The sequence below is a fragment of the Pseudomonas helvetica genome, from assembly GCF_039908645.1.
GTDB lineage: Bacteria > Pseudomonadota > Gammaproteobacteria > Pseudomonadales > Pseudomonadaceae > Aquipseudomonas > Aquipseudomonas helvetica.
Genome location: NZ_CP150917.1, coordinates 6378152 through 6402761 on the forward strand (window position 1 = coordinate 6378152; position 24610 = coordinate 6402761).

At 59.0% G+C, this 24610-nt stretch carries 19 protein-coding genes and 1 pseudogene; 7 read left to right on the plus strand and 13 right to left on the minus strand.

Going from position 1 to position 24610, the window contains the following annotated elements; all coding sequences use genetic code 11:
- Positions 1-18 precede the first annotated feature (18 nt).
- The gene (locus AABM55_RS29560; protein WP_054594814.1) at positions 19-492 is read right to left on the minus strand and encodes an Lrp/AsnC family transcriptional regulator; all 474 of its coding nucleotides are present in this window, start codon (positions 490-492) and stop codon (positions 19-21) included.
- A gap of 144 nt (positions 493-636) precedes the next feature.
- On the opposite strand from AABM55_RS29560, the gene AABM55_RS29565 reads away from it, so the two are divergent.
- A complete protein-coding gene (locus AABM55_RS29565; RefSeq protein WP_103314835.1) occupies positions 637-1266 on the plus strand; it encodes a LysE family translocator in 630 nt (209 codons plus the stop codon).
- On the opposite strand, the gene AABM55_RS29570 is transcribed toward AABM55_RS29565, so the two are convergent.
- The 7 genes from AABM55_RS29570 to AABM55_RS29600 form a co-directional block, all read right to left on the minus strand.
- Complete coding sequence (locus tag AABM55_RS29570; RefSeq protein WP_347928472.1) at positions 1263-3410, minus strand: hypothetical protein; 2148 nt, start codon at positions 3408-3410, stop codon at positions 1263-1265. The two genes, AABM55_RS29565 and AABM55_RS29570, sit on opposite strands and share 4 nt — an antisense overlap.
- A complete protein-coding gene (locus tag AABM55_RS29575; RefSeq protein ID WP_347928473.1) occupies positions 3397-4596 on the minus strand; it encodes a DUF3142 domain-containing protein in 1200 nt (399 codons plus the stop codon). The genes AABM55_RS29570 and AABM55_RS29575 overlap by 14 nt, the downstream gene beginning before the upstream one ends.
- A 116-nt stretch (positions 4597-4712) precedes the next feature.
- Positions 4713-5939, minus strand: coding sequence for an acyltransferase (locus tag AABM55_RS29580; RefSeq protein WP_347928474.1), 1227 nt, complete (start codon positions 5937-5939; stop codon positions 4713-4715).
- A 75-nt stretch (positions 5940-6014) separates the two neighbouring features.
- Entirely contained in the window at positions 6015-6854 is an 840-nt protein-coding gene (locus AABM55_RS29585) for a methyltransferase domain-containing protein (protein ID WP_347928475.1), read from the minus strand.
- Positions 6848-7741, minus strand: a complete 894-nt coding sequence (locus AABM55_RS29590; protein WP_347928476.1) for a class I SAM-dependent methyltransferase — start codon at positions 7739-7741, stop codon at positions 6848-6850. Before AABM55_RS29590 ends, AABM55_RS29585 begins: the two co-directional genes overlap by 7 nt.
- The gene (locus AABM55_RS29595; protein ID WP_347928477.1) at positions 7738-9042 is read right to left on the minus strand and encodes a glycosyltransferase; all 1305 of its coding nucleotides are present in this window, start codon (positions 9040-9042) and stop codon (positions 7738-7740) included. Before AABM55_RS29595 ends, AABM55_RS29590 begins: the two co-directional genes overlap by 4 nt.
- On the minus strand, positions 9036-10601 hold the full coding sequence (locus AABM55_RS29600; protein ID WP_347928478.1) for a glycosyltransferase: 1566 nt from the start codon (positions 10599-10601) through the stop codon (positions 9036-9038). The genes AABM55_RS29595 and AABM55_RS29600 overlap by 7 nt, the downstream gene beginning before the upstream one ends.
- A 429-nt stretch (positions 10602-11030) precedes the next feature.
- On the opposite strand from AABM55_RS29600, the gene AABM55_RS29605 reads away from it, so the two are divergent.
- From AABM55_RS29605 to AABM55_RS29630, 6 genes and pseudogenes are all read left to right on the plus strand, one after another.
- Positions 11031-11951 carry a GDP-mannose 4,6-dehydratase gene (locus AABM55_RS29605; protein ID WP_347928479.1) on the plus strand — a complete coding sequence of 307 codons (921 nt, stop codon included), beginning with the start codon at positions 11031-11033 and terminating at the stop codon, positions 11949-11951.
- 38 nt (positions 11952-11989) lie between these two features.
- Positions 11990-12250 (plus strand): annotated as a pseudogene (locus AABM55_RS29610) (mannose-1-phosphate guanylyltransferase/mannose-6-phosphate isomerase); the annotation flags it as partial.
- Positions 12251-13048: an ABC transporter permease gene (locus tag AABM55_RS29615; RefSeq protein WP_145018220.1), complete on the plus strand. Its 798-nt coding sequence runs from the start codon at positions 12251-12253 to the stop codon at positions 13046-13048.
- Complete coding sequence (locus tag AABM55_RS29620; protein WP_347928480.1) at positions 13048-14301, plus strand: ABC transporter ATP-binding protein; 1254 nt, start codon at positions 13048-13050, stop codon at positions 14299-14301. The genes AABM55_RS29615 and AABM55_RS29620 overlap by 1 nt, the downstream gene beginning before the upstream one ends.
- A complete protein-coding gene (locus AABM55_RS29625; protein ID WP_347928481.1) occupies positions 14298-15665 on the plus strand; it encodes a glycosyltransferase family 1 protein in 1368 nt (455 codons plus the stop codon). Before AABM55_RS29620 ends, AABM55_RS29625 begins: the two co-directional genes overlap by 4 nt.
- Positions 15649-16779, plus strand: coding sequence for a glycosyltransferase family 1 protein (locus AABM55_RS29630; RefSeq protein ID WP_347928482.1), 1131 nt, complete (start codon positions 15649-15651; stop codon positions 16777-16779). Before AABM55_RS29625 ends, AABM55_RS29630 begins: the two co-directional genes overlap by 17 nt.
- Positions 16780-16800: 21 nt before the next feature.
- On the opposite strand, the gene AABM55_RS29635 is transcribed toward AABM55_RS29630, so the two are convergent.
- From AABM55_RS29635 to AABM55_RS29655, 5 genes are all read right to left on the minus strand, one after another.
- Positions 16801-18831: a pyridoxamine 5'-phosphate oxidase family protein gene (locus tag AABM55_RS29635; protein WP_347928483.1), complete on the minus strand. Its 2031-nt coding sequence runs from the start codon at positions 18829-18831 to the stop codon at positions 16801-16803.
- 63 nt (positions 18832-18894) lie between these two features.
- The gene (locus AABM55_RS29640; protein WP_054594832.1) at positions 18895-19518 is read right to left on the minus strand and encodes a glutathione S-transferase family protein; all 624 of its coding nucleotides are present in this window, start codon (positions 19516-19518) and stop codon (positions 18895-18897) included.
- Positions 19519-19648: 130 nt separating this feature from the next.
- On the minus strand, positions 19649-20551 hold the full coding sequence (locus tag AABM55_RS29645) for a LysR family transcriptional regulator (RefSeq protein ID WP_054594833.1): 903 nt from the start codon (positions 20549-20551) through the stop codon (positions 19649-19651).
- 43 nt (positions 20552-20594) lie between these two features.
- Positions 20595-21917 (minus strand): nitrate/sulfonate/bicarbonate ABC transporter ATP-binding protein, encoded by a 1323-nt coding sequence (locus tag AABM55_RS29650; protein ID WP_347928484.1) that lies wholly within the window; start codon positions 21915-21917, stop codon positions 20595-20597.
- A gap of 14 nt (positions 21918-21931) precedes the next feature.
- On the minus strand, positions 21932-23674 hold the full coding sequence (locus AABM55_RS29655) for an ABC transporter permease subunit (RefSeq protein WP_347928485.1): 1743 nt from the start codon (positions 23672-23674) through the stop codon (positions 21932-21934).
- Positions 23675-24610: the final 936 nt, after the last annotated feature.

Consider the following 24610-nt stretch of genomic DNA (forward strand, 5'->3'; position numbering starts at 1 on the left):
GCGTAGCCGGGCTGAGCATCAGCTCGGCAAATGCCCCAGCGGTAATGGTCCTGGGGTTTTCACCGTATGAATTGCGAAGTTGCTGCGAATATCACTCACACCCGGCAACTTGAGCAGACTGCCGGTCAGAAAACGCTCATAACCGCGCAAATCCGGCACCACCACCTGCAGCAGAAAATCCGATTCGCCTGACACCAGAAACGCCGAAATCACCTCGGGCAATGCCGTTACCGCCAGTCGAAACGCTTCGGCCTCTTCGTCGTTGTGGCGCTCGACCTTGACCCCGACAAACACGGTCAGCCCCAGCCCCACTTCGTCGCGATCCAGGTTGGCTTGATACCCGCGAATCACCCCGGCCTCTTCCAGCATTCGCACCCGACGCAGACACGGCGAAGCGGACAGGCCGATCTCATCCGCCAGTTGCACGTTGCTCAGGCGACCGTCGCGTTGCAGCGCGGCAAGGATTCGGCGGTCGTAGGCGTCCAGTTTCATGGTTTGGCAGTTCCCGACTGTTTTAATTCATCGATTGGCAGAATCTGCCAAGTCTAGCCGTTTCCAGGCGCGACTACGCAACCACCTGCCCTGCCCTTCGGCCCTAGACTTTGATCACCGAATCGCTAACGAATGGGGTGCAGCATGGCAGAGCTCTGGATGTTCTTTTTGGCCTTGGCAGTGGTTTACCTGTTGCCCGGCCCGGACATGATTCTGCTGCTGCAAACCGGTGCCCGACAGGGTAAAGCCGCCGCGCTGGCCACCGCCATTGGCCTGGCGATTGCCCGGGGTTGCCACGTTGCGCTGGCAGCGCTGGGCCTGGCGACGCTATTCAAGGCTGCACCCTGGACCTTTGAAGTGGTGCGCCTGGCCGGCGCGGCCTATCTGCTGTGGCTGGGGATTCAATGCTTGCGCTCAAACATGCTGCCGAACCTGAATGCCAACGGCACAGCCGTTGCGAAACTTGCGTGGCGCGCGGCGATCCAGCGCGGCTTGTTGACCAACCTGCTCAACCCCAAGGCGCTGCTGTTTTGCTCGGTGCTGTTGCCGCAGTTCATTGATCCGCAGGCAGGGCCGGTGCTGACGCAGTTCGCGACCCTGGGCGTGTTGCTGGTGGTGGCCGGTTTGCTGTTCGACAGCGGTTACGCACTGATCGGTGCCTGGCTCGGTCGCTGGCTTGAACGCAGCCCCTCGGCGCAGCGCATGCAGCAATGGCTGTTTGGCAGCCTGCTGATCGGTTTTGCACTGCGCCTGACGTTCGTTCAGCAGGCTTAACGATGGGCCTTGCGCTTGTGGCGATTGATCAGCAACAGGGCCAATGCCGTGAACATCACCACAGACCCCATTTGCAGCCACTTTTTATAGGGCCGCAAGGTTGAACGCACGGGCTCCAGGACTTGAGTCACGTAACGTTTATCGGCGTTCTGAAAGTCGGGATAAGGGCATTGATGCCCGAAGTTCACCGCCCAATCCACATAAGGTCCTTCTTTGACGTAACGTTGGTAGAAGGCCTTTTCCTCCTCAACGCTGGTACCAAAACCCGCCGCTGCACACAGAACCGCCGCGAACGCCCCGCTGCTGTGGGGCAACAGGTCCGCCGCCTTGCTAGCCAGGCCTGTAGCAATGTAACGGTAGTGGAAACGTTCGTCCGGTTTGGCTGCGCTGGCCTGCTGGCGTTGCACCTCCCCTTCTGAAATCAGCGGACCGACTTTTAACTCAGTTGTCTCAAGGCTGTAGTTGCCATCGAATGTCGCGTAATCCGGGGCCATTTCGTAACCGAGAAGCTCCATTCCCCAATGACGAGCAGCCATGCCTGCATTGAAATAAGCCGCTGCACGACGAGTGGGCCACCACGCTGATTCAGCCTCCTGGCGCAGCTCGGCGTAATGTTTGGCCTTGGTTTGCAACTCAGGATTATCAAAGTACCCCGGCGCTTCGTCGTAGCGCTCTTCACGCAGCAACCGACGCCCGAGCAAGTTCCGCAGACGTGCCGCGATCGGTACCGGCACATAACGCTCGCGCTCCTGCTGGGTCAACGGCGTTGGCGCTGGCACCTGACGATCGACAAACTGCTTCAATTCATCGACGGTAAGCACCCGTTCCGCGACAACAGCCGCGTCTTCCCAGTAGAGATCCTGGCTGCGATACAGCTGCTCAAAGGCTTGCAGGTAATCACCACGCTCCAGCGCCAGCAACGCACTTTCTCCGTCGACCCGGCAGCCGGGTTTGAGCGTTTCGTAGTCGCCACTGGACGCTCTTCGATCGCCCCAGTTTTCATCCTGCGGGAAGGCTTTGGCTGCCTTGGCATAGGCGCCGGCAGCCGCCGCTTTGTCACCCTCACGCAACGCCATTTTGGCTCGCAACCACCAGGCCAGGCCGCCGTCACCGGCATGTTCGAGCAAGGCTTTGGCGGTGGCGTAATCACCGATCTGATAATTCAGCGCCGCCAGACGGTCGGCGTTATCCAGACTGCCAACGGTGCTCTGGACCAGCGACTTGATCATTTTTTGTTCAGCTGGCGGTTGTTCACCATACGACCAGCCGACATGGCTGATCAACGCCGCCGTGACCAATTGCTGCACCGCTTTGCCTTTGAGCACCTCGTTGAGCTGCGCCTCCGGCATCTCGCCCAGTTCATTCATCAACTGCTTGAGCGAGCTGTAACCGACTTGCGAGCCTTGCAGGCTTTGGGTCGCGTAAAGCTCGACGGCAGTGTTCCAGTCACCCGCCAGACGTACCAGCCGCGCTTCTTCACCAAGGCTGGCGACGCCCAATTCCTGAGGGTCGCTGAAGCCTTCGATACTCAACTGGCGAGCCTGCACAAAGGCCTGACGGGCCTGTTGCAGACTCTCGCGGCGCCCAACTTCGTCGAGATCATTGGCCTCCTGGCTGATGGCGAACAAGGCCCGTCCCAGCGAGTAAGCCGCCCAGGTGCTGCGCAACGCCCGCTGATCGGCCGGCAGCGCCAGCACTTTGCGGAAATACTCTGCCGCCACGGCATGTTCGCCCGCGTTGAAGGCTACCGCTCCGGCGGTGTACAGGCTGAGTTCAGGCGGCAGGCTGGCGCCCTCGGCTTGCACTTGTTGCGCGTCCGGAAGTGTTCGCAACTGCGCTACCTGCGCGCGCTGAGCGTCGCTCAAACCCGTCTGTTCAGCGGTTTTTCGCGCCTGCACATAAAGATCATTCTCTGCGCCGTAAACAAAGTCGCCCGTCATGACCTGTGCAGGCTTCAAACCGGCGATGGATTTGCCCAGGCGATTCACTTCGAACCGGAAGCTGCCCTCCGGCAATTCACCCAGGGTCTGTGCCCGGTCACCGAGCAAGCGCAGCGGAAAATCAGGCCCACAAGCCATCGCGCAGCCCAGCGGCAGACAGAGACCTAAAGCGAGCAATTGACGCGGCCAGTTAGGGATAGACATGAGAACTTCCTTGATCAATTTTTGTGCAGCGCGCCCAACCAAGGGTGCGTTCGGCCTCTGCCGGTAATCGGCCGTCTTTGAGGCGGGTAAAGCTGAGTTGTCCGGGTGTCTGCTGCACGGCATAGCCGTTGAGCGCATCCACCGCATCGCATTCAGTGACCGCCAGCGTCACGCGCTCGGGCAGACCTCCGTCGAGGTTGCCGCGATTGCTCACCGCAATGTCGTACAGACCGTCATGGCTGGAAAGGTTCAGCTCGAGCTGACTGGCCAACCGATCCCCCCGCGCCACCGCGCGTAACGTTGCCAAGCTCCACGCGCGTCGGTCGCCCTTGAGCGGCAGACGAAACCAGATCAACCCGGCCAGATGGGGCGGTGGCTCGGCGCGCAATTGACTGGCGAGTGTCGATAACTGGTGCGGATCAGCCAGCAACTCACGGCGCTGGCCAACGCGTTCTAACGGCACTTCGCTTTCGACTATCGGCGCCCCGCCGTCCCCCGGCAGCAATGCGATACCGTAGGCCGGCAACGCCAGGTAGAAAGGTTTCGCAGTGATCCGACTCCAGCGCCCGGTCCATTGTTTCGCCTGGGCCGGATCAAACAACCCGTGTTCGGGACTGCTCACCGCGTGCACCTGCAACACGCTGCTGTCGACCACCGCCAGCAACCCCGGCAGTTCGGGACTGTCGAGCCAGGCCGGCAGTGCGGTGATGCTCAGTTTCAACGTAGTCGGCAACACGTTGCGCAATCCAACGAGAAACTCACGGTAGGCCGGCAGGCGCGCCGTGCCAGCATCGTGGTCAATCTCGACGCCGGCCAGCGTCAGGCCCTGAGCCTGCCACTCGGCTACTACGCTCTGGATCTGCGCCGAGGCTTCGGTTTGATCCAGGCTCTTGAGCTGGCCATCGAGTCGAATCACTGTAATCAGCGGGCGACCATCATTCTTCAACAGCGCCGGGTTGATTCGCGCACGACGCCAACCAGCCTGTGGATAAGTCTGCAAGGCCAACACCCGCAACGTCGAAAAGTCCCCGCGCGATTGAGCCAGAGCATCCTCATGGGCATCGGTCCATTGCCGCTGCCAGACGTAAAGCTGTTGATCGAGCGGCGGCGCGTCCTGCTGCTGGCACGCGCTGAGCAGCAAAGCGGCTAGTACCAGCGTGCAACGGACAAAGAATATCGCAGACATTAAGGCATGGAACCTTTGGAGACGGCCGTGCGCCGACCCCACATGGATTGCGCTTAACTGACTGACACTAGCCACTCAGAATCACTTTTTCGCTACAAGCTGATGTCGAGCCTGCCTCACTCTTTCACCGCGCCGGGGAGAATGTCAGGCGTTGACGGGCGAGGCGGTTGGGGGGCTGACTCAGTTTCCAGGTGTGCCAGTTTGCGCCGGGCGATTTCCGCACCCCGGCGGCGCAAGGGTGTTTCGATGAAGCGGTAGTTCAGCTCAGCGCATACCAGCATGATTGCCACCGCTGTCAGTAGCAGTTCGGTGGTGAAACCCTGAGCAAGTGTAAGTCCTTGTTCCGTGGCAACCCGCGACCATATTTCAGTGCTCAGGTGATAGGCAAACACATGAATCACATACAGTGCGTACGAGCGCGAGCCTAGCCATTCCAGTACAAGAGACAGTGGCGAAGGGCTGAACACATAGCCTTTCTGGTAGCTGGCCAGCCAAACGAGAATGACCGACACGATCGCGACCAGGCCGTAGGCAATCGGTGTCGAACTCAATTGCGCACCCGCGGCACCGAGCATGTAAAGCAAGAACAGAGTCACACCCAGACGTTTGAGCAGGCTACTGCGCAGGACTATCGGTTCCATCTGTTTGTAGAGGTCGGTGCGGGTGAACATGCACAGTAAAATGCCCCACATCATGGCATCCAGACGGAATGAAAACAGCATGGCCGCCGGGGCAGGAGCGAACATGTTGCGATCAAGACCGAACTGCGCAGCAATCAGCAGCAGCAACACGATGACTCGCCAGCGCTGCGAGGTAACCAACAATAGGAACAGGGGGAAAATGAAATAAAACTGCTCTTCCAGTGCCAGACTCCAGTAAACGGAATTGGGACCCAGCAACATTCCATATTGATTCGCGAGGTTACCGCTGAAGGTGGCAACTGCTGTGAAACTGCGAACGTTGTTGAACCAGGAATCAAATGCATTGGATTGGTTATAGAAAATCGAAAAGAACAGCGGAATCAGTACCCAGAGCCAAGCTGTAGGCAGCAGTCGGTACGCACGCCGCAGCCAGAAGGTAAAGGTCGCAAGACCGTAGCTACCCTGTTGCCGGTGTTTGTCGAAGTAGTCCAGATAACTTTTGCTTACAACGTAGCCTGAGATGCAGAAAAATAAATCCACCCCTGACCCCATGGCATACAGATTGAACACACGGGAAAAAAAGTCTTTGTAGAACGGCAGCAGCATCGACAGATGCGCGAAGAGGGTCAGGCCAATCGCCATGCCGCGCAGGTATTCGATTTCCAGGTTTTTCTTATTACTCATCGAACGCTCTACATTCATTATTGGTTTTCATCTGCGGCCGCCAGTCAGCTTGATTGACTGGCATTTGTCATTCGGGCGCCTGGCTGCTCAGCGCTAGGCAGACAGCGGCTTGCGGGCAATGATCACCTGACTTTTTGCCACGGCCGCATCCAGCGCCTGCTTGAGCTGCGGACCGCGTGGGGAGTCCAGAATCAGCCGCCACATTTCAGCCCAGTGATTGAGCAGCGGATGATCGGCATTGTAGAGATCGACCTTAGTTTCCCAGAACAGCAACATCCACATCGACCAGTAGAAGCCGAACTGGCTGTGACTGATCACTTCCAGGCCGGCATCACCAACCATCTGCTTGAACTGCTCTTCGCCGATGATCCTAATGTGATTGGGCTTCTGGAAATATTGCTCGGTGGCAATGCCCTTTTGCAGGTGTTCGGAGCTGGGGTGGGGAACACTGAGCAAGTACAAGGCGCCTGGCTTGCCAACCCGCACCAGTTCTGCGAGAAACTGCGCCGGATCGTCCACGTGTTCGATCACTTCGGTGGACACAATGCGCGTGGCAATGGCGTCAGGCAATGGCAGCGGGTTGCAGTCCGTGACATAGCATTCGACATCACGCGCCGGGGTGTCCTTGAGGCGCTCGCCGGTGGCGGCAATCTTCGCCGCGTCGATGTCAGCGACAATGATTTTCGCGCCGCTCATCGCACAATAATGCACATTGCCGCCGTCCCCACAACCGACGTCCAACACCGTATCCTCAGGGGAAATATCGAACCCGGTAAACAGCTCGCGGGTTTGCTGATTGAACCAGCCACTGAGCATTGCATCTTCCAGGCCCAGCTGGTAGGAGTTGACCTTAGGCGGGGTGGGTGCCGCAACCTCTGCCTGCATCGGAGCGGTTTTTTTGCCCGCCGTAAGTTTTTTCAGAAGGCTCAGCATAAGGTGGCTCCAGTGTGGGGGTCGCTGCTTGCGTAGGGTTTACGGGCAATAATCACTTGGCTTTTGGGCATGAATCCGTCCAGCATCTGTTTGATCGCCAGCCCGTCGGGTTGCGCCAGCAAGTCCAGCCAGGTACGCGCCCAACTCTCCATCAACGGTGAGAACGGTGGCGTGATCCGGTCACGCACCGCCCCGCCCAGGTCACGCCCGGCCGCACGCTCGCCGGCCCAGAAAAAGATCATGCCCATGACCCAGAAAAAGCCTGTGGCCTGACGATGCTCGATCACCAGCCCAGCGTCTTCAACCAACGCGGCAAAGCGCTCCGGGGTAAAGATCTGTACATGGTTGGGCGATTGAAAATAGCCAGCGGGCGCGATGCCCTTTTGCAGGTGTTCACCTACCGGCGCCGGCACACTCAGCAGGTACAACGCGCCGGGGCGTCCCATGCGCACCAGTTCGGCCATGAACGGCTCGGGCTGATCGATGTGCTCAAGCACTTCCATGCACACGACCTTGCTTGCACAGCCATCGGCCAAGGGCAGCGGCAGGCTGTTGCTCACCAGCCCCAGGCTCGGCTTGTCTGACTGGGCTTCCACTTGCCGGGCGAGGTCGCGGACCTTGTCGTGCTCGCTGTCGGTGAAGATCACCGACGCACCCTGGCGCACCGCAAACAACGTCGCCACACCTTCACCGCAACCGACGTCCAGCAAGGTGTCGTCCGCCGTGATGGCGAAGCCCTTGAGCAACTCACCACTGTCACCCAGAAACCAGCCGTCGAGTATGGCGTCGTGCAGACCCACATCCCTGGGCGAAACCGGGTTCGGCACAATCGGTAACGGTTCGGATTTCACCGCAGGAAACAGGCGTTTCATCAGTGCGCGGATCATGCCTTGGGGGTTTCCACGGCAGACACCGCACGGGCCTTGAACAGCCGAGCAAAAAATCCTTCAAGGCGTTGTTCAGCGGTTGCCTGGCTGCAGAAGGTTTCGAGACTGGCCACCGCATGGGTGGACATCTGTGCGTAACGCCCGGGATCGTCTTTGGCAACCTCGTAGCTAGCCCGATAAGCCCTGCACAACGACGCCCAATTGGTGACGTATCGCAGGGTGCGGAATGCCCTTCGCGGGTCGTGAGGCCAGGCGGTCAGTTCGTCAGTGGTATCGATCAGGAAAGCGTTGTCGACATCCAGGTAATCGATCATCGCCGTGGTGCGTGGCGCCACCGCCGGCTTGCCGCAGGACATGAACTCCATCAACGGCAGACACTGGCCTTCACCGTAGGATGTGTTCACCACATAACTGGTAGCCTGAACCAGACGCTCGTAGTCCGCATCCGCGAGGTAGCCGTAAATCAGTACGATACGGCAGCGATAAGACTGGTTTTTGTACAAATGGTGAAGAACGTCGGTCAGCGCTTCTTCGGCATCGTGGTGGGTCAGTTTGAGCACCAGCGTCGCGTCTTCCACCTCGCGGAAGGTCACGCAGAAGGCACTGAGCATGTCTTCCCAGTTCTTGCGCCCGTCACTTGGGTTGAATACCGAGGTGTAGATCACTCCGTCGAGGACTAAATCATGCTCGCGAGCCGGCGCCTGGAAATCGATACCTTTGCCGGCGCGCAAATGCGCAGGACCAAAGGCACGCAGGTCGAGCTGGCGACTGTCTGCCAACAATCCCCTGATCTTCAATCGCACCTGACGGGCCAGCGGCTGGCGCTGTAACTGTGCACCCCGCGAGGCAAAACGGTCCCACACCGGCGCGGGTACTGCCACGATCGGATAATCGGCACCCATTGCCTCGCGCACTGCATTGACGGTGTAGCTGGAATGGGTGATCGCCGCGCCTGACGCCCGCAATACGGTACGCCAGTCATTGTGCGGTTCACCGGCAAATGGCTCGTTGGGAATGGTACTGAACTCCCATGCGAACACCGCCAGGGTCGGACAGGCAAAATGTACCGGTGTGCGATGAGGCGGCGAGAACGACAGGAACACACAGTCTTCCCCACGGGACAGGCAGTCGAGGTACAGGGCATCGACTTCGGTCTGCGGGTCGCTGACTTCCACCACCGTCCCCAATCGCTCCAGCACCGGCCGGTATTCCTTGAGCACGAAGTAATAGCTGTACTCCGAGCGCCCAAGGTTCTGGGCGATGGTGTGCTGGTTGGTTTCCGAATGAATGATGATCAGCATGAGGCGTTATCCGTCACAGCTGTTGCCTGCGAAGTCAGCGGTGCCAACCCGAAAAAATCCGACAGGCGCTGTTGCACCGGGGCGAAAGCGCAGTAGTCGTACATGCGTTCGATGGCGGCGCGAGACATACGCTGATAATCCTGCGGTTGCTCCTTGGCCATTCGATAGCTGTTTTCGTAAGCCGTTTTCAACGACCCCCAGTCCGGCCGATAGCGCAGGGTGCGGTAGATGATGCGACTGTCCTGAGGCCAGATGGTCAGCTCTTCGCTGGACTCGACCACAAATGCCACGCGCTCGTCGATGTAATCCTCCATCGCCGTGTGGTCCGGGGCGATCACCGGTTTGCCACTGGCCATGAACTCCATCAGCGGCAGGCACAGTCCCTCGCAGCGTGAAGCGTTGACGTAGTAACTGGCGGCTTCGTAGAGCCGGGCGTATTGCGGATCGTCCAGATAACCGTGCATCACCACCACCCGACAGGCGAACGGCGACAGCTGCGCCAACAAGGTCATCAGTTCGGTGTAGTAGGACGACAGATCGTTGTGGGTAATCTTCAGCACCAGCGTGGCGTCCTCGGTTTCCCGGAAGGCCCAGCAGAACGCCGAAATCAGTCGATGCCAGTTCTTGCGGCCGTCTTGAGGGTTGAACACGCTGACGTAGATCACGCCGTCCACCTCGGTTTCGACCTGGGCGGTGGTGTCGGGAAAATCCATCGGGGCAGGCTCAGGCGCCACAACCAACTGCGGGCCGGCGATGGCCGGCAGGACCCTCGCCAGCCGGTAATGGGCAGAGTCCGATAAAAGATCGCGAATCCCCTCCCAATACCACTGGCTCAGGAAATGCGTGCGATGGACCGGCACCGGTTGCGCCTTGCCCAAATCCAGCGCCCACAGGCGCAGGTAATGGCGAGCAATGATCAAGCGACGCTTTAGCGTCAACGGTGGCGGCCGTAAGGCTTCCAGTTCCGCCAGTTGCTCGGCGGTCAGCGGCACGGGAATCAGCGCATCGGCAGACAGCCCGAGCGTGCGGCTATCGAAGATGCAGCCCTTGATGTCGAGGGTCGATCCCGAGTTGACCGGCCTGCTGGTGTGGCAGCTACGAATGGCCGAGAAGTTTTCCCATATTGGTGTCGGCAAGACCAACACCGGGAAGTCTTCGCCCATGGCCCGACGAATCGCCCGGGCGGTGTGACTGGAGAGCGTGATCACCCGCCCCTGGCGCGCGAACATTTGCGTCCAGTCCTGTCGCGGATCGTTGTCCCACTGCTCATCGGGAATCGAGTCGAACTCCCAGGCGACTACACAGATCGTCGGGCACTCAAGGTCGTTCGGGGTTTTCTGCGGCGGAGTGAAGGACAGGAACAGGCTGTCTTCGCCGACGGCAAGCAATTGTCGATAGAGGGGGTCGACCTCGGCAGTGGAGGACACCACATGCACCCGCCCAAGGCTTTCGAGCACCGGGCGATAAGCCTTGAGCACGAAGTAATAACTGTATTCGGGACGACCGAGGCTCTGGCTGATGGAACTGTCGTTGACGTCCGAGTAAAGAATGAAATTCATGGCATCCCACGATGAAACTGCCGTCCCGGCAGCCTCACTCTATGACGGCAAAACCATGGATCGAGTCGGTATTTGCCGGCCCTCGTCCATCGTCTTCTTGCCCGTCTACGTTCTTGTTTTAGTGGTCAGTTTCGCGGAGTTTCAGAACAACCCGCCGAACCCTGGACGATCATGACGAGGGGCATTCTAAACACATCCGCCGAGGGTTCGTGAACCGTCCGGCGAGAATAAATCAGGCTACGCTGACGAGAACTGACCGGTCACGGTGGGACTTATTGAAATTGCCGCGCAATTGGCACAGATTGGCTACCAAACAACTACAACAACGACTTCGCATACCAGACATTTCCGAGAAAGCAGCCTCTGCTTTCCGGTTTTACCTAGTAAAGACTGGGGTTGCCGAAGTTTGCTCATTGAGGGGGCTGCTGCTTGAAGAAGCGTCTGTTCGTTACGGGTCTGAGTGGATTCGTAGGACGTCACATCCAATCCCGTCTGAACTCTTCTGACTCGGGTTGGGAATTGTCGCCCGTCCCATCCCGTTATGACCTGTGTGAACCCAAAAGCCTCGACGGCCTGTGGCCGCATATTCCGGATGCGGTGATTCATCTGGCAGGGCAAACTTTCGTCCCCGAAGCCTTTCGCGACCCGGCTAAGACTTTTCAGGTCAACCTGCTAGGCACCCTGAACCTGCTGCAAGCCCTCAAGGCGCGGGGCTTCAACGGTACTTTCCTGTATGTCAGCTCCGGCGATGTCTACGGCCAGGTCAGCGAAAGCGCCTTGCCGATCGACGAACGCCAGCCACCCTGCCCGCGCAACCCGTATGCCGTGAGCAAGCTCTCGGCGGAAATGCTGTGTCTGCAATGGGGCATGACCGAAGGCTGGCCCGTGCTAGTCGCGCGTCCCTTCAACCACATCGGCACCGGGCAGCTGGACAGCTTCGTCATCGCCAGCGCCGCCCGGCAGATCTGCCGGATCAAGCTCGGCTTGCAAGCGCCTGAACTTGAAGTGGGCGACATCGACGTGACGCGCGACTTTCTCGATGTCCGAGATGTCGTGTCGGCCTACCTGGCATTGCTGGCGTGCGGTACGCCCGGGCAGGTCTACAACATCTGCTCCGGGGTCGAGCAGAGCATCCGCTCCGTGATCGAGCAACTGACAGATCTGGCCCAGATCGATATGCAACTGATTCAAGACCCGACGCTTCTGCGCCGTGCAGAACAGCGTCGTGTCTGTGGCAGCCATGCCAAGCTGCACCATGCCACAGGATGGGCGCCTGAACTTACAACACAACAATCCTTGCCCCTGCGGGCGATCCTTTCCGACTGGGAGTCTCGGGTACTACAAGAATGACAAAAAGTGCACTGATCACAGGGATCACCGGTCAAACCGGGGCCAAGCTGTCACTGCAAATGCACCACCACCGCAACGAACACTGGGTCGTGGTCGAAGGCATGGCCAAGATCACCAACAATGGCTCGGGGACACACCTGATAGCAAAAAACGAGTCCACCTTCATTGCCGCCAGGCACAAGCATCGTCTGGAAAACCCGGGGGTGATCGATCTGGTGATCATTGAAGTGCAAAGCGGTGAGTATCTGGGGGGGGACGATATCGTCCGCTTCGAAGATCAATACGGCAGGATGGTCTGAATGTTACTCAATTTGTATCGCTCGCTGTGGAGCTACCGGGGTTTCATCCTTGGTAGCGTCAAACGGGAGTTTCAAGCGCGTTATCGCAACTCGCTGTTCGGTGCGCTCTGGACCGTACTCAACCCACTGTCGATGATCGTCGTCTACACGGTGATTTTTTCCCACATCATGCGCGCGCGATTGCCTGGCGTGGACGACGGTTTGGCCTACAGCATCTACTTGTGCGCCGGCTTACTGACCTGGGGCTTTTTTTCCGAGATCACCCTACGTAGCCAGGGCATGTTTCTGGAAAACGCCAACCTGCTGAAGAAGATCAGCTTTCCGCACATCTGTCTGCCGGTCATCGTGCTGTTCAATGCCGGGATCAATTTCGCAATCATCATGGCGCTGTTTCTCGGTTTTCTGCTGATCAGCGGTCGCTTGCCAGGCATGGCATTGCTGGCGCTGTTACCTCTGGTTGCCCTGCAAATACTGTTCTGTGCCGGCCTTGGGATGATTCTTGGGGTGTTGAACGTGTTCTTTCGCGATGTCGGGCAACTCTTCGCCATCTGCCTGCAATTCTGGTTCTGGCTCACGCCGATCGTCTATCCGCTTGCGATCCTGCCCCAGCCAATCCAGCGCTTGCTTGAGCTCAACCCCCTGACCGCGCTGATGACCAGCTATCAGAACGTATTCCTCTACGGCCAATGGCCGGTCTGGAGTTCGTTGCTGCCGATGCTGGTCATCACGCTACTGTTGTGTGCCATTGGCCTGCGGCTGTTCCGCCAGCGAGTGGGTGAAATGGTGGACGAACTCTGATGGGACATATCCGCGTAACCGGCCTGGGCAAAGCCTACAAGCAGTACCAAAACCGCTGGAGCCGACTCTTCGAATGGATTGTTCCGTTCTCGAAACCGCGCCATCACCAGCAATGGATCCTGCAAGGTGTCGAGTTTGAAATCGCGCCGGGGCAGGCCGTTGGTATCGTTGGGGTGAATGGCGCCGGCAAGAGTACCTTGCTGAAGATGATCACCGGTACCACACAGCCGACCTGCGGCAAGATTGAAGTACAGGGCAGCGTGGCGGCGCTGCTGGAACTGGGCATGGGCTTTCATGCCGACTTCACGGGCAGGCAGAACGTCTTCATGGCCGGGCAACTGCTGGGCATGCAGGTAGAAGAAATCGAAGCGCTGATGCCACAGATCGAAGCATTCGCCGAGATCGGCGATGCCATCGACCACCCGGTGCGCACCTACTCCAGCGGCATGCAAATGCGCCTGGCCTTCAGCGTCGCCACCGCCCGCAGACCCGACATCCTGATCGTCGACGAAGCGCTGTCGGTGGGCGATGCCTACTTCCAGCACAAGAGCTTCGAACGTATCCGCAGCTATCGCCGGGCAGGCACTACGCTACTGATCGTTTCCCATGATCGCTCGGCGATCCAGTCGATCTGCGACACCGCAATCCTGCTAAAGGATGGCCACATGGCCATGCACGGAAAACCGGAAGAGGTGCTCGACTACTACAACGCCATGATAGCCGAGCGCGAAGGTCAGATCGTACGCCAGGAAATGCTCGCCACCGGTCAGGTACAGACCGTTTCCGGAACCGGTGAAGCCGGCATTCTTAGTGTTCGCATGCTCGACGAGCGTGAACGCTCGATCGATGTCACCGAAGTCGGCCAACCGGTGGTGCTCGAGGTTCAGGTCGAGGTTCGCCAGGATATCGAGCGCCTGGTACTGGGTTTCATGATCAAGGATCGATTGGGTCAACCCATGTACGGCATCAATACCCATCGCCTGGACCAAGCACTCACCGACTTGAGGACCGGAGAACGGGTGACCTACCGGTTTGCCTTCCCCATGCACCTGGGCAAAGGCAACTACTCCGTGGCACTGAGCCTGTCGCGACTGGATTCGCACCTGGACCGCAATTTCGAATGGCGCGATTACGGCCTGGTGTTCCATGTCATCAATAACCGACATGAGGACTTCGTCGGCTGCTCGTGGCTGGGAGCGAAAACCACCATCACTCGCACAACCGCACAGATTGTTTCGGAGACTACACCATGACTCGCCTGCTGATAGAGTGTACCCATGTGTTCCAACACCCCAAGATCAATTCGGGCATTCAGCGGGTGGTGCGCAACGTCATCAATCAGTTGCCGGAAACCGTGGACGGCGTGCAATGCATTCCCGTGGTGATGCTCAAGGGCAAGCTCTACCGAGTGCTGACGCTGGCCCCTTTGAACATTCCGTTGTTCGATGGGCTAATGGAGTTCACCGGGCGCCTGGAGCGCCTGGCGCACCGCTACCGCCAACTGCACCAACGTTTCGACAAACGCTGCACTTCGCGATGGACCCGGCGAGCGCTGTATGTGGCTTACCGCCTCACGGCACTGGCAGGTTTCAGCGTTCCGTTGCGCCTGATTGACCAGATCAACCAATATCATCTGCCTAAGCGTTGCTCACCGTTGCAACACCAGCCGGGGGATCAACTGGTATTGCTGGATTCATCCTGGCACGCGGATTCCTTTCCGTTGGCCGAACAGCTCAAACGCGACGGCGTAGGTATCGTTTCGGTGATCTACGACCTGACTCCCCTGACCCACCCGCACTTCTACGACACGCGGCTGGTGCAGATTTTTACCCAGTGGTTCGACTGGATCACCAAAACCGCCGACGGCTATGTGGCAATTTCCGCCACGGTGCGCGATCAGGTGCGTGAGGAAGTACATCGCAGGGTCGGCCCGGCGAAAGCTGACACATTGTGGTTCGACTATTTCCACCTCGGCTCTGAACTGGACCTGAGCGAAGCCACCGCCGCCGTGGAACCGCGTCTGAGCCAGTTGTTCGCAACGTCGGAACCGGTGTTCCTGATGGTCAGCACCATTGAACCGCGCAAGAACCACGACTATCTGCTGGACGCCTTCGAGCTTGCCTGGGCTGCAGGCTCCAAAGCCCGACTGTGCATTACCGGCAGAATCGGCTGGAAGTGCGATGCCCTGCTCGCCCGTGTGCGTGAACATTCGGAGCTGAACCAGCGGCTGTTCATGTTTAACGACCTGAGCGACACCAGCCTCGAATATGCCTACTCCCACGCCAGCGCACTGGTGTTTCCGTCCTACGTCGAAGGTTTCGGCCTGCCACTGGTGGAAGCGATGCAACGCGGTTTGCCAGCGATGGGCAGTGATATTCCCGTGTTCCGCGAGATTGGCGGTGAATTCATGGCCTACTTCAATCTCGCGTCCCCGCAAAGCCTGGTCGATCTGATCACCCACATGGAAAACACCGGAGCCTTCCCGGCCGCGCGCAAGGTGAGCGAATGGCGCTGGCTCGGTTGGCGCGAGGCCAGTAAGCAATTGGTTGAGCACGTTCTGCGCAACCTGAAGCAGTCCCAGGTGACCGTTGAGAAGCAGCATGCAGATTGCCCTTAACGCACGAATTCTCCAGGCCCCCCGAACCGGCATCGGCCACTATCTGGCCGAGCTGGTCAGTGCCCTGGCCCATGATCCGGACCTCGAACTGTCATTGTTCCACGGTTGGGGTTGGAGTTCGTCGCTGCCAAAGGCAACGATGCCCGGTTACTCACGGCTCACACCGTTGCTACGGCAAATCCCCGGTTCTTACCAGGCGCGGCGCTGGCTGGAGCAACGACGCTTCGACCGAGGGCGCTCGGCGACCATCGACCTCTACCACGAACCGAGTCTGTGGCCCCTGGCGTTCAAGGGACCGACCATCATGACCCTGCATGACCTGACCCATCTGCACTACCCGTCGACCCAGCCCGTAGCGCGGTTGCGGGAGATAGAACGCCGACTGAGCCAGGGCGTGCAGCAGGCCCGCCTGATCCTGACCGACTCGCAGTTTGTTGCCCAAGAGGCTCAGCATTATTTCGGCCTTGGACCTGAGCGCTTCGTGGTTGCCCCGCTGGGGGCTGCGGCGCGTTTTCATCCGCGCTCCAACGCATCGCTACAGCAGGTGCTGCAACCTTATGGGGTAAAACCACAGGGGTACTTCCTGTGTGTCGGCACCCTGGAACCACGCAAGAACCTGTCGCTGGCCTTGCGCGCCCACACCGAACTGCCCGAGACATTGCGCCAGCGTTTTCCTTTACTGGTGATCGGAATGGCTGGATGGGAACGTCGCCAGTTCAGCGATGAACTGAACAACGCCTTGGCAGCCGGTCATGTTCGCCTGCTCGGGTATTTACCCGATGAGCACGTCGCTCAGTGGGTGGCTGGCGCCCGAGCACTGATCTTTCCGTCAGTTTATGAGGGCTTCGGCCTTCCGGTTCTGGAGGCCATGGCCAGTGGCACGCCAGTAATACTGACTCGACGCTCGGCAATGCCGGAAGTCGCGGGCGCTGCGGGCAACTATATTGAGCCTGATGATTTGCACGGTTTGTGCGCGGCCATGAGCCATCTGGTCGAGGATGAAGCGCATTGGCAGGCATGCCGAGAAGCGGGGTTGCAACAAGCGAAGCTTTTTTCCTGGGAGCGTTGCGCGGCGATAACAGCTCACGCCTACCGTCAGGCTTTGGGAGGTTGAATGTGCGTACTCCATGACCCCCTACACATCCAGCACCAACAGCTGCTGGCCCTGAGCCGGAACCGCACAGCAAATCAGCACTTCCCCCGCACCGGGTAACTCCGCCGGGGGCTGTGGATAAGTCACCTGACCGCTGATCAAACGGGTCTTGCAGGTGCCGCAGGAACCGCCGCGACAGCTGAACTCTGGCCGCAAACCCTGGCTTTCTGCCAACTCCAGCAAACTGCCGCCGTCCGGCTGCCAGCGAGCATCAATGGCTGAGCGCTGAAACACCACCGCGACCGAGGTGGTGGCCACTGGAGACTGATCGATGACTACCACCTCTGGATCCGGCTGCCGACGTAGCGTCGAAGGACCAAAGGTTTCGGCGTGAATCCGCTGATCGCGGATATCCAGCCCACGTAAATCGTCGTATAGCCCTTGAGTGAAACTGCTCGGACCACACAAGACAAAATCCAGCTGATCGTAGTCTTCCACCAACAGGATGGTTTTAAGCAGTGCGAGGTCGATGCGCCCGGTCAGGTCAAAATCCTCGCCTTCCAGGGCTTCGCGTTCCGGCTGGCTGAGCAGACGTAATACCCGAACTGCGTCATCCGCGCCCTCCAGCAAGCGCTCAAGCTCAGCGCGAAATGGCTGATCAGCCAGGCTACGCGAACTCTGGATCAACCAGGTCGGGCGGGTACGCCGTGTGCGCTGGCCCTGGTAAACCACTTCACGGAGCATCGACAACAAAGGCGTGATACCGACCCCGGCCGCCAACAGCACCAGCGGCCGGCGTTCATTGGCGGCCAGCGTGAAATGCCCTTGCGGTGCGCGGGCTTCAATCAGGTCACCGACCCGAATGTGTTCGTGCAAATGTGACGACACCAACCCTTCACGTTTCACGCTGATACGAAAGAACTCATCGGAGGGCGCACTCGACAGACTGTAAGTGCGGATGTGCACCTGGCCATCAAGCGTGAAACGCACCGGCAAGTGCTGCCCGGCCTGGAACAGCGGTAACCCGGCGCCGTCAGCCGGCTCCAGATAGATCGAGCGAATGCTCTGGCTTTCCCGCTCGATCCGGGACACCCGCAATGGCCGCCAGTGATCGCCCAATGCCGCTGCCTGCAACCTGGCGGCAGCCTGTTCCCAGGTGCCGGTCAGCAGACTGGTGGGCGAAACTCCATCGAAGCGCCAGCGCAACGCCAACGCTGCGGGTCGCCGAACCACCTGCTGCACATGCAGCTTCCACAACCGTTCGGCGCCTTGAAAGGCTTCGACTTGTGGGCCATCGAGGATGATTTCGGTACGACCGCTGACCTGCAGCAAGTCGCCCGTAGTGAAATCGATAAACAGCAACCCCGCCCGCGGATTGAGCAGCAGGTTGCCCAAGGTATTGAAGTGCAGATTGCCGGCAAAATCAGGGATGGTCAGGCAGTCACCCTCGACCTGAACAAAACCCGTCAGGCCACCACGGTGGGAAACATCCACAGAGCGCGAGTTATCCACATCCACGTAACTGGCGACAAAAAGGGTGTCGGCATCCCGAATCATCGCCGTGGCCGCGTCATCCAGCGAATTCAGGCGCTGTGCGATACGGGTCGACGGATCGGCCAACGGCACCGATTCGAACTGCCGCAATTGAATGTACTGCGGGCAATTACCGAAAGACTGCTCGACCGAGACGCTCAGGCCTTGCACGTCAATCGTGCTGACCCGGCCGTTGATCCGGTTGCGCCGTCTTGTGTGCAACTCGATCCCCAGCAAACCAATCGCCGCCCCGGCGTGTAATTGCGCCGGGTCGTTCAGCGTTGGCAGGCTGTCGAGTTGCAACTGTGCAGGTTCAGGGGAATGGGCGAACCCCGGCGGGCCTTCAAGGATACTCGCCCAAGGGTTACCGTCGGCGTCCACGGCACCGAACACCATGAACGGCAGCTGACGATAGAACTGCCGATGCTGATCCGGCATTAGCTTGCGGATCACCTTACGCCCGTGCGCTTCCATACGCTCGGCAACCCCTGCATGAGCCTGCAACTGTTTCTCGCCGGCATGCCAAGGTGAAAGCTCCATCACGGTTCTCCCCTGCGCACCCGGCGCAGTGTGAACGGCCCGACATCGTCGGGCCGTAGCGCTTCAGGCAGTTTGCAATCCGGCCACGGTGCGTGGCATGCCGACAAAACCGGGCAAGGCCTCGATCCGCGCCAGCCAGGCCCGCACGTTGGCATAGTCAGCCAACGACACGTTGCCTTCCGGCGCATGGGCGATGTAGCTGTAGGCAGCAACATCGGCGATGGTTGGCTCATCACCCGCAAGATAGGTGGATTTGCTCAGTTCCTGATCAATCACTTTGAGCAGGTTGTGCGAACGGGTAATCACTTCATCGGCATTGTTAGGCGCACCGAATACCGTGATCAGCCGGGCAATGGCCGGACCAAAGGCAATCGGCCCGGCCGCTATCGACAGCCAGCGCTGAACCCTGGCCGCACCGACCGGGTCGGCCGGCAGCCAGCGGCCCTTGCCGTATTTCTGCGCCAGATACACCAGAATCGCGTTGGAATCGGCCAGCACCACACCTTGGTCGTCGATCACCGGGACCTGACCAAAGGCATTGAGTGCAAGAAAGTCCGGCTGTTTGTGCGCGCCTTTCGCCAGATCGACGAAGATCAGTTCGGTTGGCAGCTCAAGCAGTGAGAGCATCAGCTCCACACGGTGGGCGTGGCCAGAGCGAGGGAAGTTGTAGAGTTTGATGGCGTGCATGGTCGACTCCGCGGCTGGATCGCGCGGTTCAGGAGGGAACCGCGCTAAGTGGCGTTATCTTCCACCTGCCATCAAATCAACAGAATAACCAGAAAACACAATCAATCATTTCATCCAGCGCAATAACACCTCAGGCGCGCAATGCCGGATGTTCACGTAATGCCTTCACCGCATAGTCCACGAAACTACGTACCCGCACCGGCGCCTTGCGCCCGCCCTGATACACCACATGGATGGGCAACGGCGGCAGTTCGAAGTCTTGCAGGACGATTTCCAACTCACCGCTGGCGACCTTGCTGGCCACCTGATAGGAAAGAACCCGGGTCAATCCAAGCCCCAGAGCTGCGGCCGTGATTGCCGCCTGATTCGCCGTGACGACCAGACGCGGTTCAGGGCGAATGCTCAACACCTCTCCGGCCTCGCTAAAGGGCCAGTTTCGCTGTTGCCCAATGGACGAGGTGGCAACAATCCGCGCTCGGCCCAGATCATTGGGATGCATTGGCCGACCATGACGCTTCAGATAATCGGGAGACCCGCAGATAACCCGCCGCACCTCGCCGACCAGAATGGCGTGCTGATTGCTGTCAGGCAGTTCACCGATGCGCACAGCGACGTCGATGCCCTCCTCGACCATGCTCACCACCCGGTCGACCAGCAACGCGTTGATACTGATGTCGGGAAACTGCTCAAGGTAACCAACCATCACCGGCGTCACGAACAACTCACCAAACAGCACCGGCGCGGTGATCGTCAGTTGCCCACGCGGTTGCGCATGACTGCCGGCAGCTGACGCTTCGGCTTCCTGAATGTCCGCCAGAATGCGTCGACAGTCGTCCAGATAACGCTGACCGGCCTCGCTCAAATGCAGGCTGCGCGTGGTGCGTGTGAGCAATTGAGTACCGATACGCACCTCCAGCGCCGCCACCGCCCGCGTCACGCTGGCAGCAGACAACCCCAGGCGCCGTGCCGCCGCAGAGAAACCCTGCTCTTGCGCCACGGCGACGAATACCTGCATTTCCTGGAGTCTGTCCATGAGCTACCTGTTGCATCGTCGTGTCCGGCCCTGAATGAGCCGGTTACAGACTGCCTTCGACATCTTCCAGACTGAAAGTCTCGGTGTTGTCGTCATAGGAGAATATTTCGGCGTACCGGCCCCAACTGATCACGTTCTCCAGCGTTTCTTCTACTGCGGTGTCACTGAGCGAGTCCCCCAACTCCTGCTCGAAACGCACACGCGGCGCCCAATGACCGCGTCGCTCCTGCAACACCTGGCGAATACGGGCGGCCAAGGGCACATACCGGAGCAGATGATCGGCAAAAATGGTTTTGCGCTCCTGGGTACCGTACTCCTCGAACAGCTTGCCCGCGTCCGTCAATTTGATGTCGGCGCCCTTGAGCTCGGCAAACCCCAGATGTTCGAGCATCTCCGCCACCGGAAACAGGTCGTCGACCTCCAGCAACAGGCGCTCGGCAACATTGGAGAGGCTGTCCTGCCCATAATACGGCTCGGCCGCCAGTGCGGAAATCAAACCCGCCATGAGGTTTGTCGACACGTCAGGCAATGGGCTGCCCAATTGCAGTTCGGCCTTGCCGGTTTTGGCATCGGCACTGCGCCGGTTGGTCATCAGTGCATAGATGTCATCGACCATTTTGCGAAAGGCCGGGTCCAGACGGTTGCGCGGGTGGGCGAACGGCACACGGATTTGTGCCACGACCCGGCCGGGGTTCGACGACAACACCAGCACGCGGTCGCACATCAACACCGCTTCTTCAATGTTGTGAGTCACGATCAGGATGGACTTGATCGGCAGCTGGCCGCCACTCCACAGGTCCAGCAAATCGGTTCTCAGGGTTTCTGCCGTCAGTACGTCCAGCGCCGAGAACGGCTCGTCCATCAGCAGCAAGGTCGGATTGACCACCAGCGCCCGGGCAAAGCCTACGCGCTGGCGCATGCCACCCGACAATTCCCGTGGGTACGCGTTTTCGAAACCGTCGAGGCCGATCAGGTCGATCGCTGCCAGTGCACGCTTGCGCGCAGCCTTGGGTTCAACCTGCAACGCCTGAAGACCGGCCTCAACGTTTTCCAGAACGGTCAGCCAGGGAAACAGGGCAAAGGTCTGAAAGACCATGGCCACGCCTTCGGCAGGTCCGGTCAATAACGAGCCGTTATAGCGAACCTCGCCTGAGGAGGGCAGGATCAGACCGGCAATGATCCGTAGCAGCGTCGATTTGCCGGAGCCGGAGCGACCCAGCATGCCGACGATTTCACCTTCGCGCAGGGTCAGATCGACATCGCTGAGTACCTGTAACTCGTCCTTGCCCTTACCGAACCCTCGACAGACGTTCTTGAGTGCATAAATTTCGGAGTGCGCGCCTGTTTTTTCAGCCTGGCTATTCATCAAATCGACCCCTGTTAATTCAGACGGAGTTTGTTTTCAGCAACCGCGTACAACGGCCGCCACAGAACGCGGTTGAACGCCACGACAAAGAACGACATCACCACCACACCCAAGGTAATTTTCGGAAAGTCGCCAGCCGCAGTGGTCTGGGCGATGTAGGCCCCCAAACCGTGAGCGACCACCTTGTCCTGCCCCCAGGAAACGAATTCGGACACGATACTGGCGTTCCACGCCCCGCCCGAGGCGGTAATCGCACCGGTCACATAATAAGGAAAGATGCCGGGCAGCATGACCTTGCGCCACCACTGCCAGCCGCGAATACGGAAATTGGTCGCAGCCTCGCGGAAGTCGTTGGGAAAGGCGCTGGCACCAGCGATCACGTTGAACAGGATGTACCACTGGGTGCCTAACACAATCAGCGGGCTTAACCAGATATCCGGGTTCAACTGATAGCGCAGAATCACGATGACAAACACCGGAAACAACAGGTTCGCCGGGAACGCTGCGAGGAACTGGGCCAGCGGCTGGATTTTCTCCGCCAGATGCGGGCGCAAGCCGATCATCACGCCCAGCGGGACCCAGATCAGCGAGGCCACCAGAATCAACAAAGCCACCCGCAGCAGGGTGATGGTGCCCAGACCGATCACATGCCAAAGTTCGCCCAGCGTCACCTCGCTGCCAACGTAAATCACGATGTGATACAGCGCGTACAGGGTCATTAGCGCAATCGCCGAGCCCCAGACCCAATCGATAACTCTTGAAACCGTCGGACTGGCCTGAACGGCCACCGCTTTGGAACGTGGCAGGCTCAGGCGCATGTTGGTGATGCGCACGATAACCCGGATAAAAGGTCGCAACAGGCGCTGAACGACGCGGGTTCGCTGGATCAGATTCAGTACCCAGGACTCGGGAGCCCCGGCCTGTGAAGCCGTGTTTTCCATCCGGAACTTGTCCGCCCAGGCTACCAGAGGCCGGAACAGGAACTGGTCGTAAATCAGGATGACCACAATCATCGCCAGAATGACGTAACCCACGGCGTGCATGTCGCGTTGTTCGATAGCGGTCGCCAGATAGGAGCCGACGCCCGGCAAGGTGATGGTCTTGTCTCCCACGGTGATCGCTTCCGAGGCCACCACGAAGAACCAGCCACCGGACATGCTCATCATCATGTTCCAGACCAGGCCCGGAATGGCGAACGGCACATCGAGTTTCCAGAACTTTTGCCAGCCGGAAAGCTGCAGGTTGCTGGACACCTCTTCCAGATCCCGAGGCACCGTACGCAGCGACTGGTAGAAGCTGAACGTCATGTTCCAGGCCTGGCTGGTGAAAATGGCAAAGATCGCTGCGCACTCCGCGCCCAGCACACGCCCTGGAAACAGCAGCAGGAAAAATGTCACGGTGAACGAGATATAGCCAAGCACCGGCACCGATTGCAGGATATCCAGCACCGGCACCAGCAGCTTCTCTGCCCGCCGGCTCTTGGCCGCCAACGTGCCGTAGACCAACGTGAAAATCAGCGCCGCCACCATGGCCGCGAGCATGCGCAATGTCGTGCGGATTGCATATTCAGGCAGGTCGCTCGGGTCCAGTGAAATGACCTGCGTCTGCAACGTCGAAATTGGAGCCCAGGTCTCGCGCGCACCAATCGAGAAAAACAGCAAGAAGCCAATCACCAACGGCATGGCGATCAGGTCCCATCGGTTGGGAAGCAATCGTTGTGCCGTGGCCGGTATGTAATGACGCAATACCTTATTCATGTTCAGTGATTCCAGTAGCGTTCTGGAGGTGATCGTTGACCACCGATCAACAGGTTCTAGAGCAACCGCGCACAGAACGGCTCAACAAGCAGTTGAAGTACAGCTAAGTACACTCTAGCGGGGTAATAAAACGACGGAGGGAGGCCACACAAACGAACGCTACGGGGCGATGCAGAAAATGGTTCAGTGGCTCAGAACTCCGGGGATCCGAACACACCATTTACCCTCTGCGCCTCACTCGGCATCTCAATGGGTGGCCCGCCGAGAATCGGCAGGATCCATGGCTGGAGTCTCCTGAACGGGAGTGAAAAGGACATTTGGACAGGAAAAGCACGACGTCATCCGGCCGCAGATTTTGCCTGTGGCACACGCAACCGAGATCAATGCCGACGCGCTGCATTTCCGGGGCGGATTGTACGTTTCAAATTGTTACAGAAACATAAACTTGACGTATTTTTTACGTATTTGTGAATGGCCACCATCCCCTTGGCAGAATCGATGCCTATCGCCGCACTCCGACTCCACCGGCCATCTGGTAGCGAGCAGGGGGTTGGATGGGCTGTGTTGACTTTCCCTGCTCGGCCCGCCAAAATTTACAACTTGTTACATCTGAGGTCATTTTTCTTTGGACAGTCATTGTTGTAAATCGGAGAAATTCTCCGTAAACGCTCGGCACGACCTCAGCTAGATCCCCTTAGCCAACGTCTTGCCGAGAGCAGGACGTTGCGCGCATCAGTATCAAACTCCTTCGCGTAACTAAAACATCAAACCTGAGCGGGCGGATTTTTCTGTGCGCTTCTAATCCGTACGTGCGCCTCGCGTTCGCTGCGGTCACAGGTTTCTGACCCATCGCCTGCCTTCATTTGTGCAGTAGCGATTGTTTTAACGTGTTCGTACCACCAGGTACGTAAAGGAGGGCGTCATGCCACCTGAAAA

Bases quoted from the DNA above. Each gene is read 5' to 3' on its own strand.
- AABM55_RS29560 (WP_054594814.1), bottom strand. From the start codon at position 492: ATGAAACTGGACGCCTACGACCGCCGAATCCTTGCCGCGCTGCAACGC.
- AABM55_RS29565 (WP_103314835.1), top strand. From the start codon at position 637: ATGGCAGAGCTCTGGATGTTCTTTTTGGCCTTGGCAGTGGTTTACCTG.
- AABM55_RS29570 (WP_347928472.1), bottom strand. From the start codon at position 3,410: ATGTCTATCCCTAACTGGCCGCGTCAATTGCTCGCTTTAGGTCTCTGT.
- AABM55_RS29575 (WP_347928473.1), bottom strand. From the start codon at position 4,596: ATGTCTGCGATATTCTTTGTCCGTTGCACGCTGGTACTAGCCGCTTTG.
- AABM55_RS29580 (WP_347928474.1), bottom strand. From the start codon at position 5,939: ATGAATGTAGAGCGTTCGATGAGTAATAAGAAAAACCTGGAAATCGAA.
- AABM55_RS29585 (WP_347928475.1), bottom strand. From the start codon at position 6,854: ATGCTGAGCCTTCTGAAAAAACTTACGGCGGGCAAAAAAACCGCTCCG.
- AABM55_RS29590 (WP_347928476.1), bottom strand. From the start codon at position 7,741: ATGATCCGCGCACTGATGAAACGCCTGTTTCCTGCGGTGAAATCCGAA.
- AABM55_RS29595 (WP_347928477.1), bottom strand. From the start codon at position 9,042: ATGCTGATCATCATTCATTCGGAAACCAACCAGCACACCATCGCCCAG.
- AABM55_RS29600 (WP_347928478.1), bottom strand. From the start codon at position 10,601: ATGAATTTCATTCTTTACTCGGACGTCAACGACAGTTCCATCAGCCAG.
- AABM55_RS29615 (WP_145018220.1), top strand. From the start codon at position 12,251: ATGTTACTCAATTTGTATCGCTCGCTGTGGAGCTACCGGGGTTTCATC.
- AABM55_RS29620 (WP_347928480.1), top strand. From the start codon at position 13,048: ATGGGACATATCCGCGTAACCGGCCTGGGCAAAGCCTACAAGCAGTAC.
- AABM55_RS29625 (WP_347928481.1), top strand. From the start codon at position 14,298: ATGACTCGCCTGCTGATAGAGTGTACCCATGTGTTCCAACACCCCAAG.
- AABM55_RS29630 (WP_347928482.1), top strand. From the start codon at position 15,649: ATGCAGATTGCCCTTAACGCACGAATTCTCCAGGCCCCCCGAACCGGC.
- AABM55_RS29635 (WP_347928483.1), bottom strand. From the start codon at position 18,831: ATGGAGCTTTCACCTTGGCATGCCGGCGAGAAACAGTTGCAGGCTCAT.
- AABM55_RS29640 (WP_054594832.1), bottom strand. From the start codon at position 19,518: ATGCACGCCATCAAACTCTACAACTTCCCTCGCTCTGGCCACGCCCAC.
- AABM55_RS29645 (WP_054594833.1), bottom strand. From the start codon at position 20,551: ATGGACAGACTCCAGGAAATGCAGGTATTCGTCGCCGTGGCGCAAGAG.
- AABM55_RS29650 (WP_347928484.1), bottom strand. From the start codon at position 21,917: ATGAATAGCCAGGCTGAAAAAACAGGCGCGCACTCCGAAATTTATGCA.
- AABM55_RS29655 (WP_347928485.1), bottom strand. From the start codon at position 23,674: ATGAATAAGGTATTGCGTCATTACATACCGGCCACGGCACAACGATTG.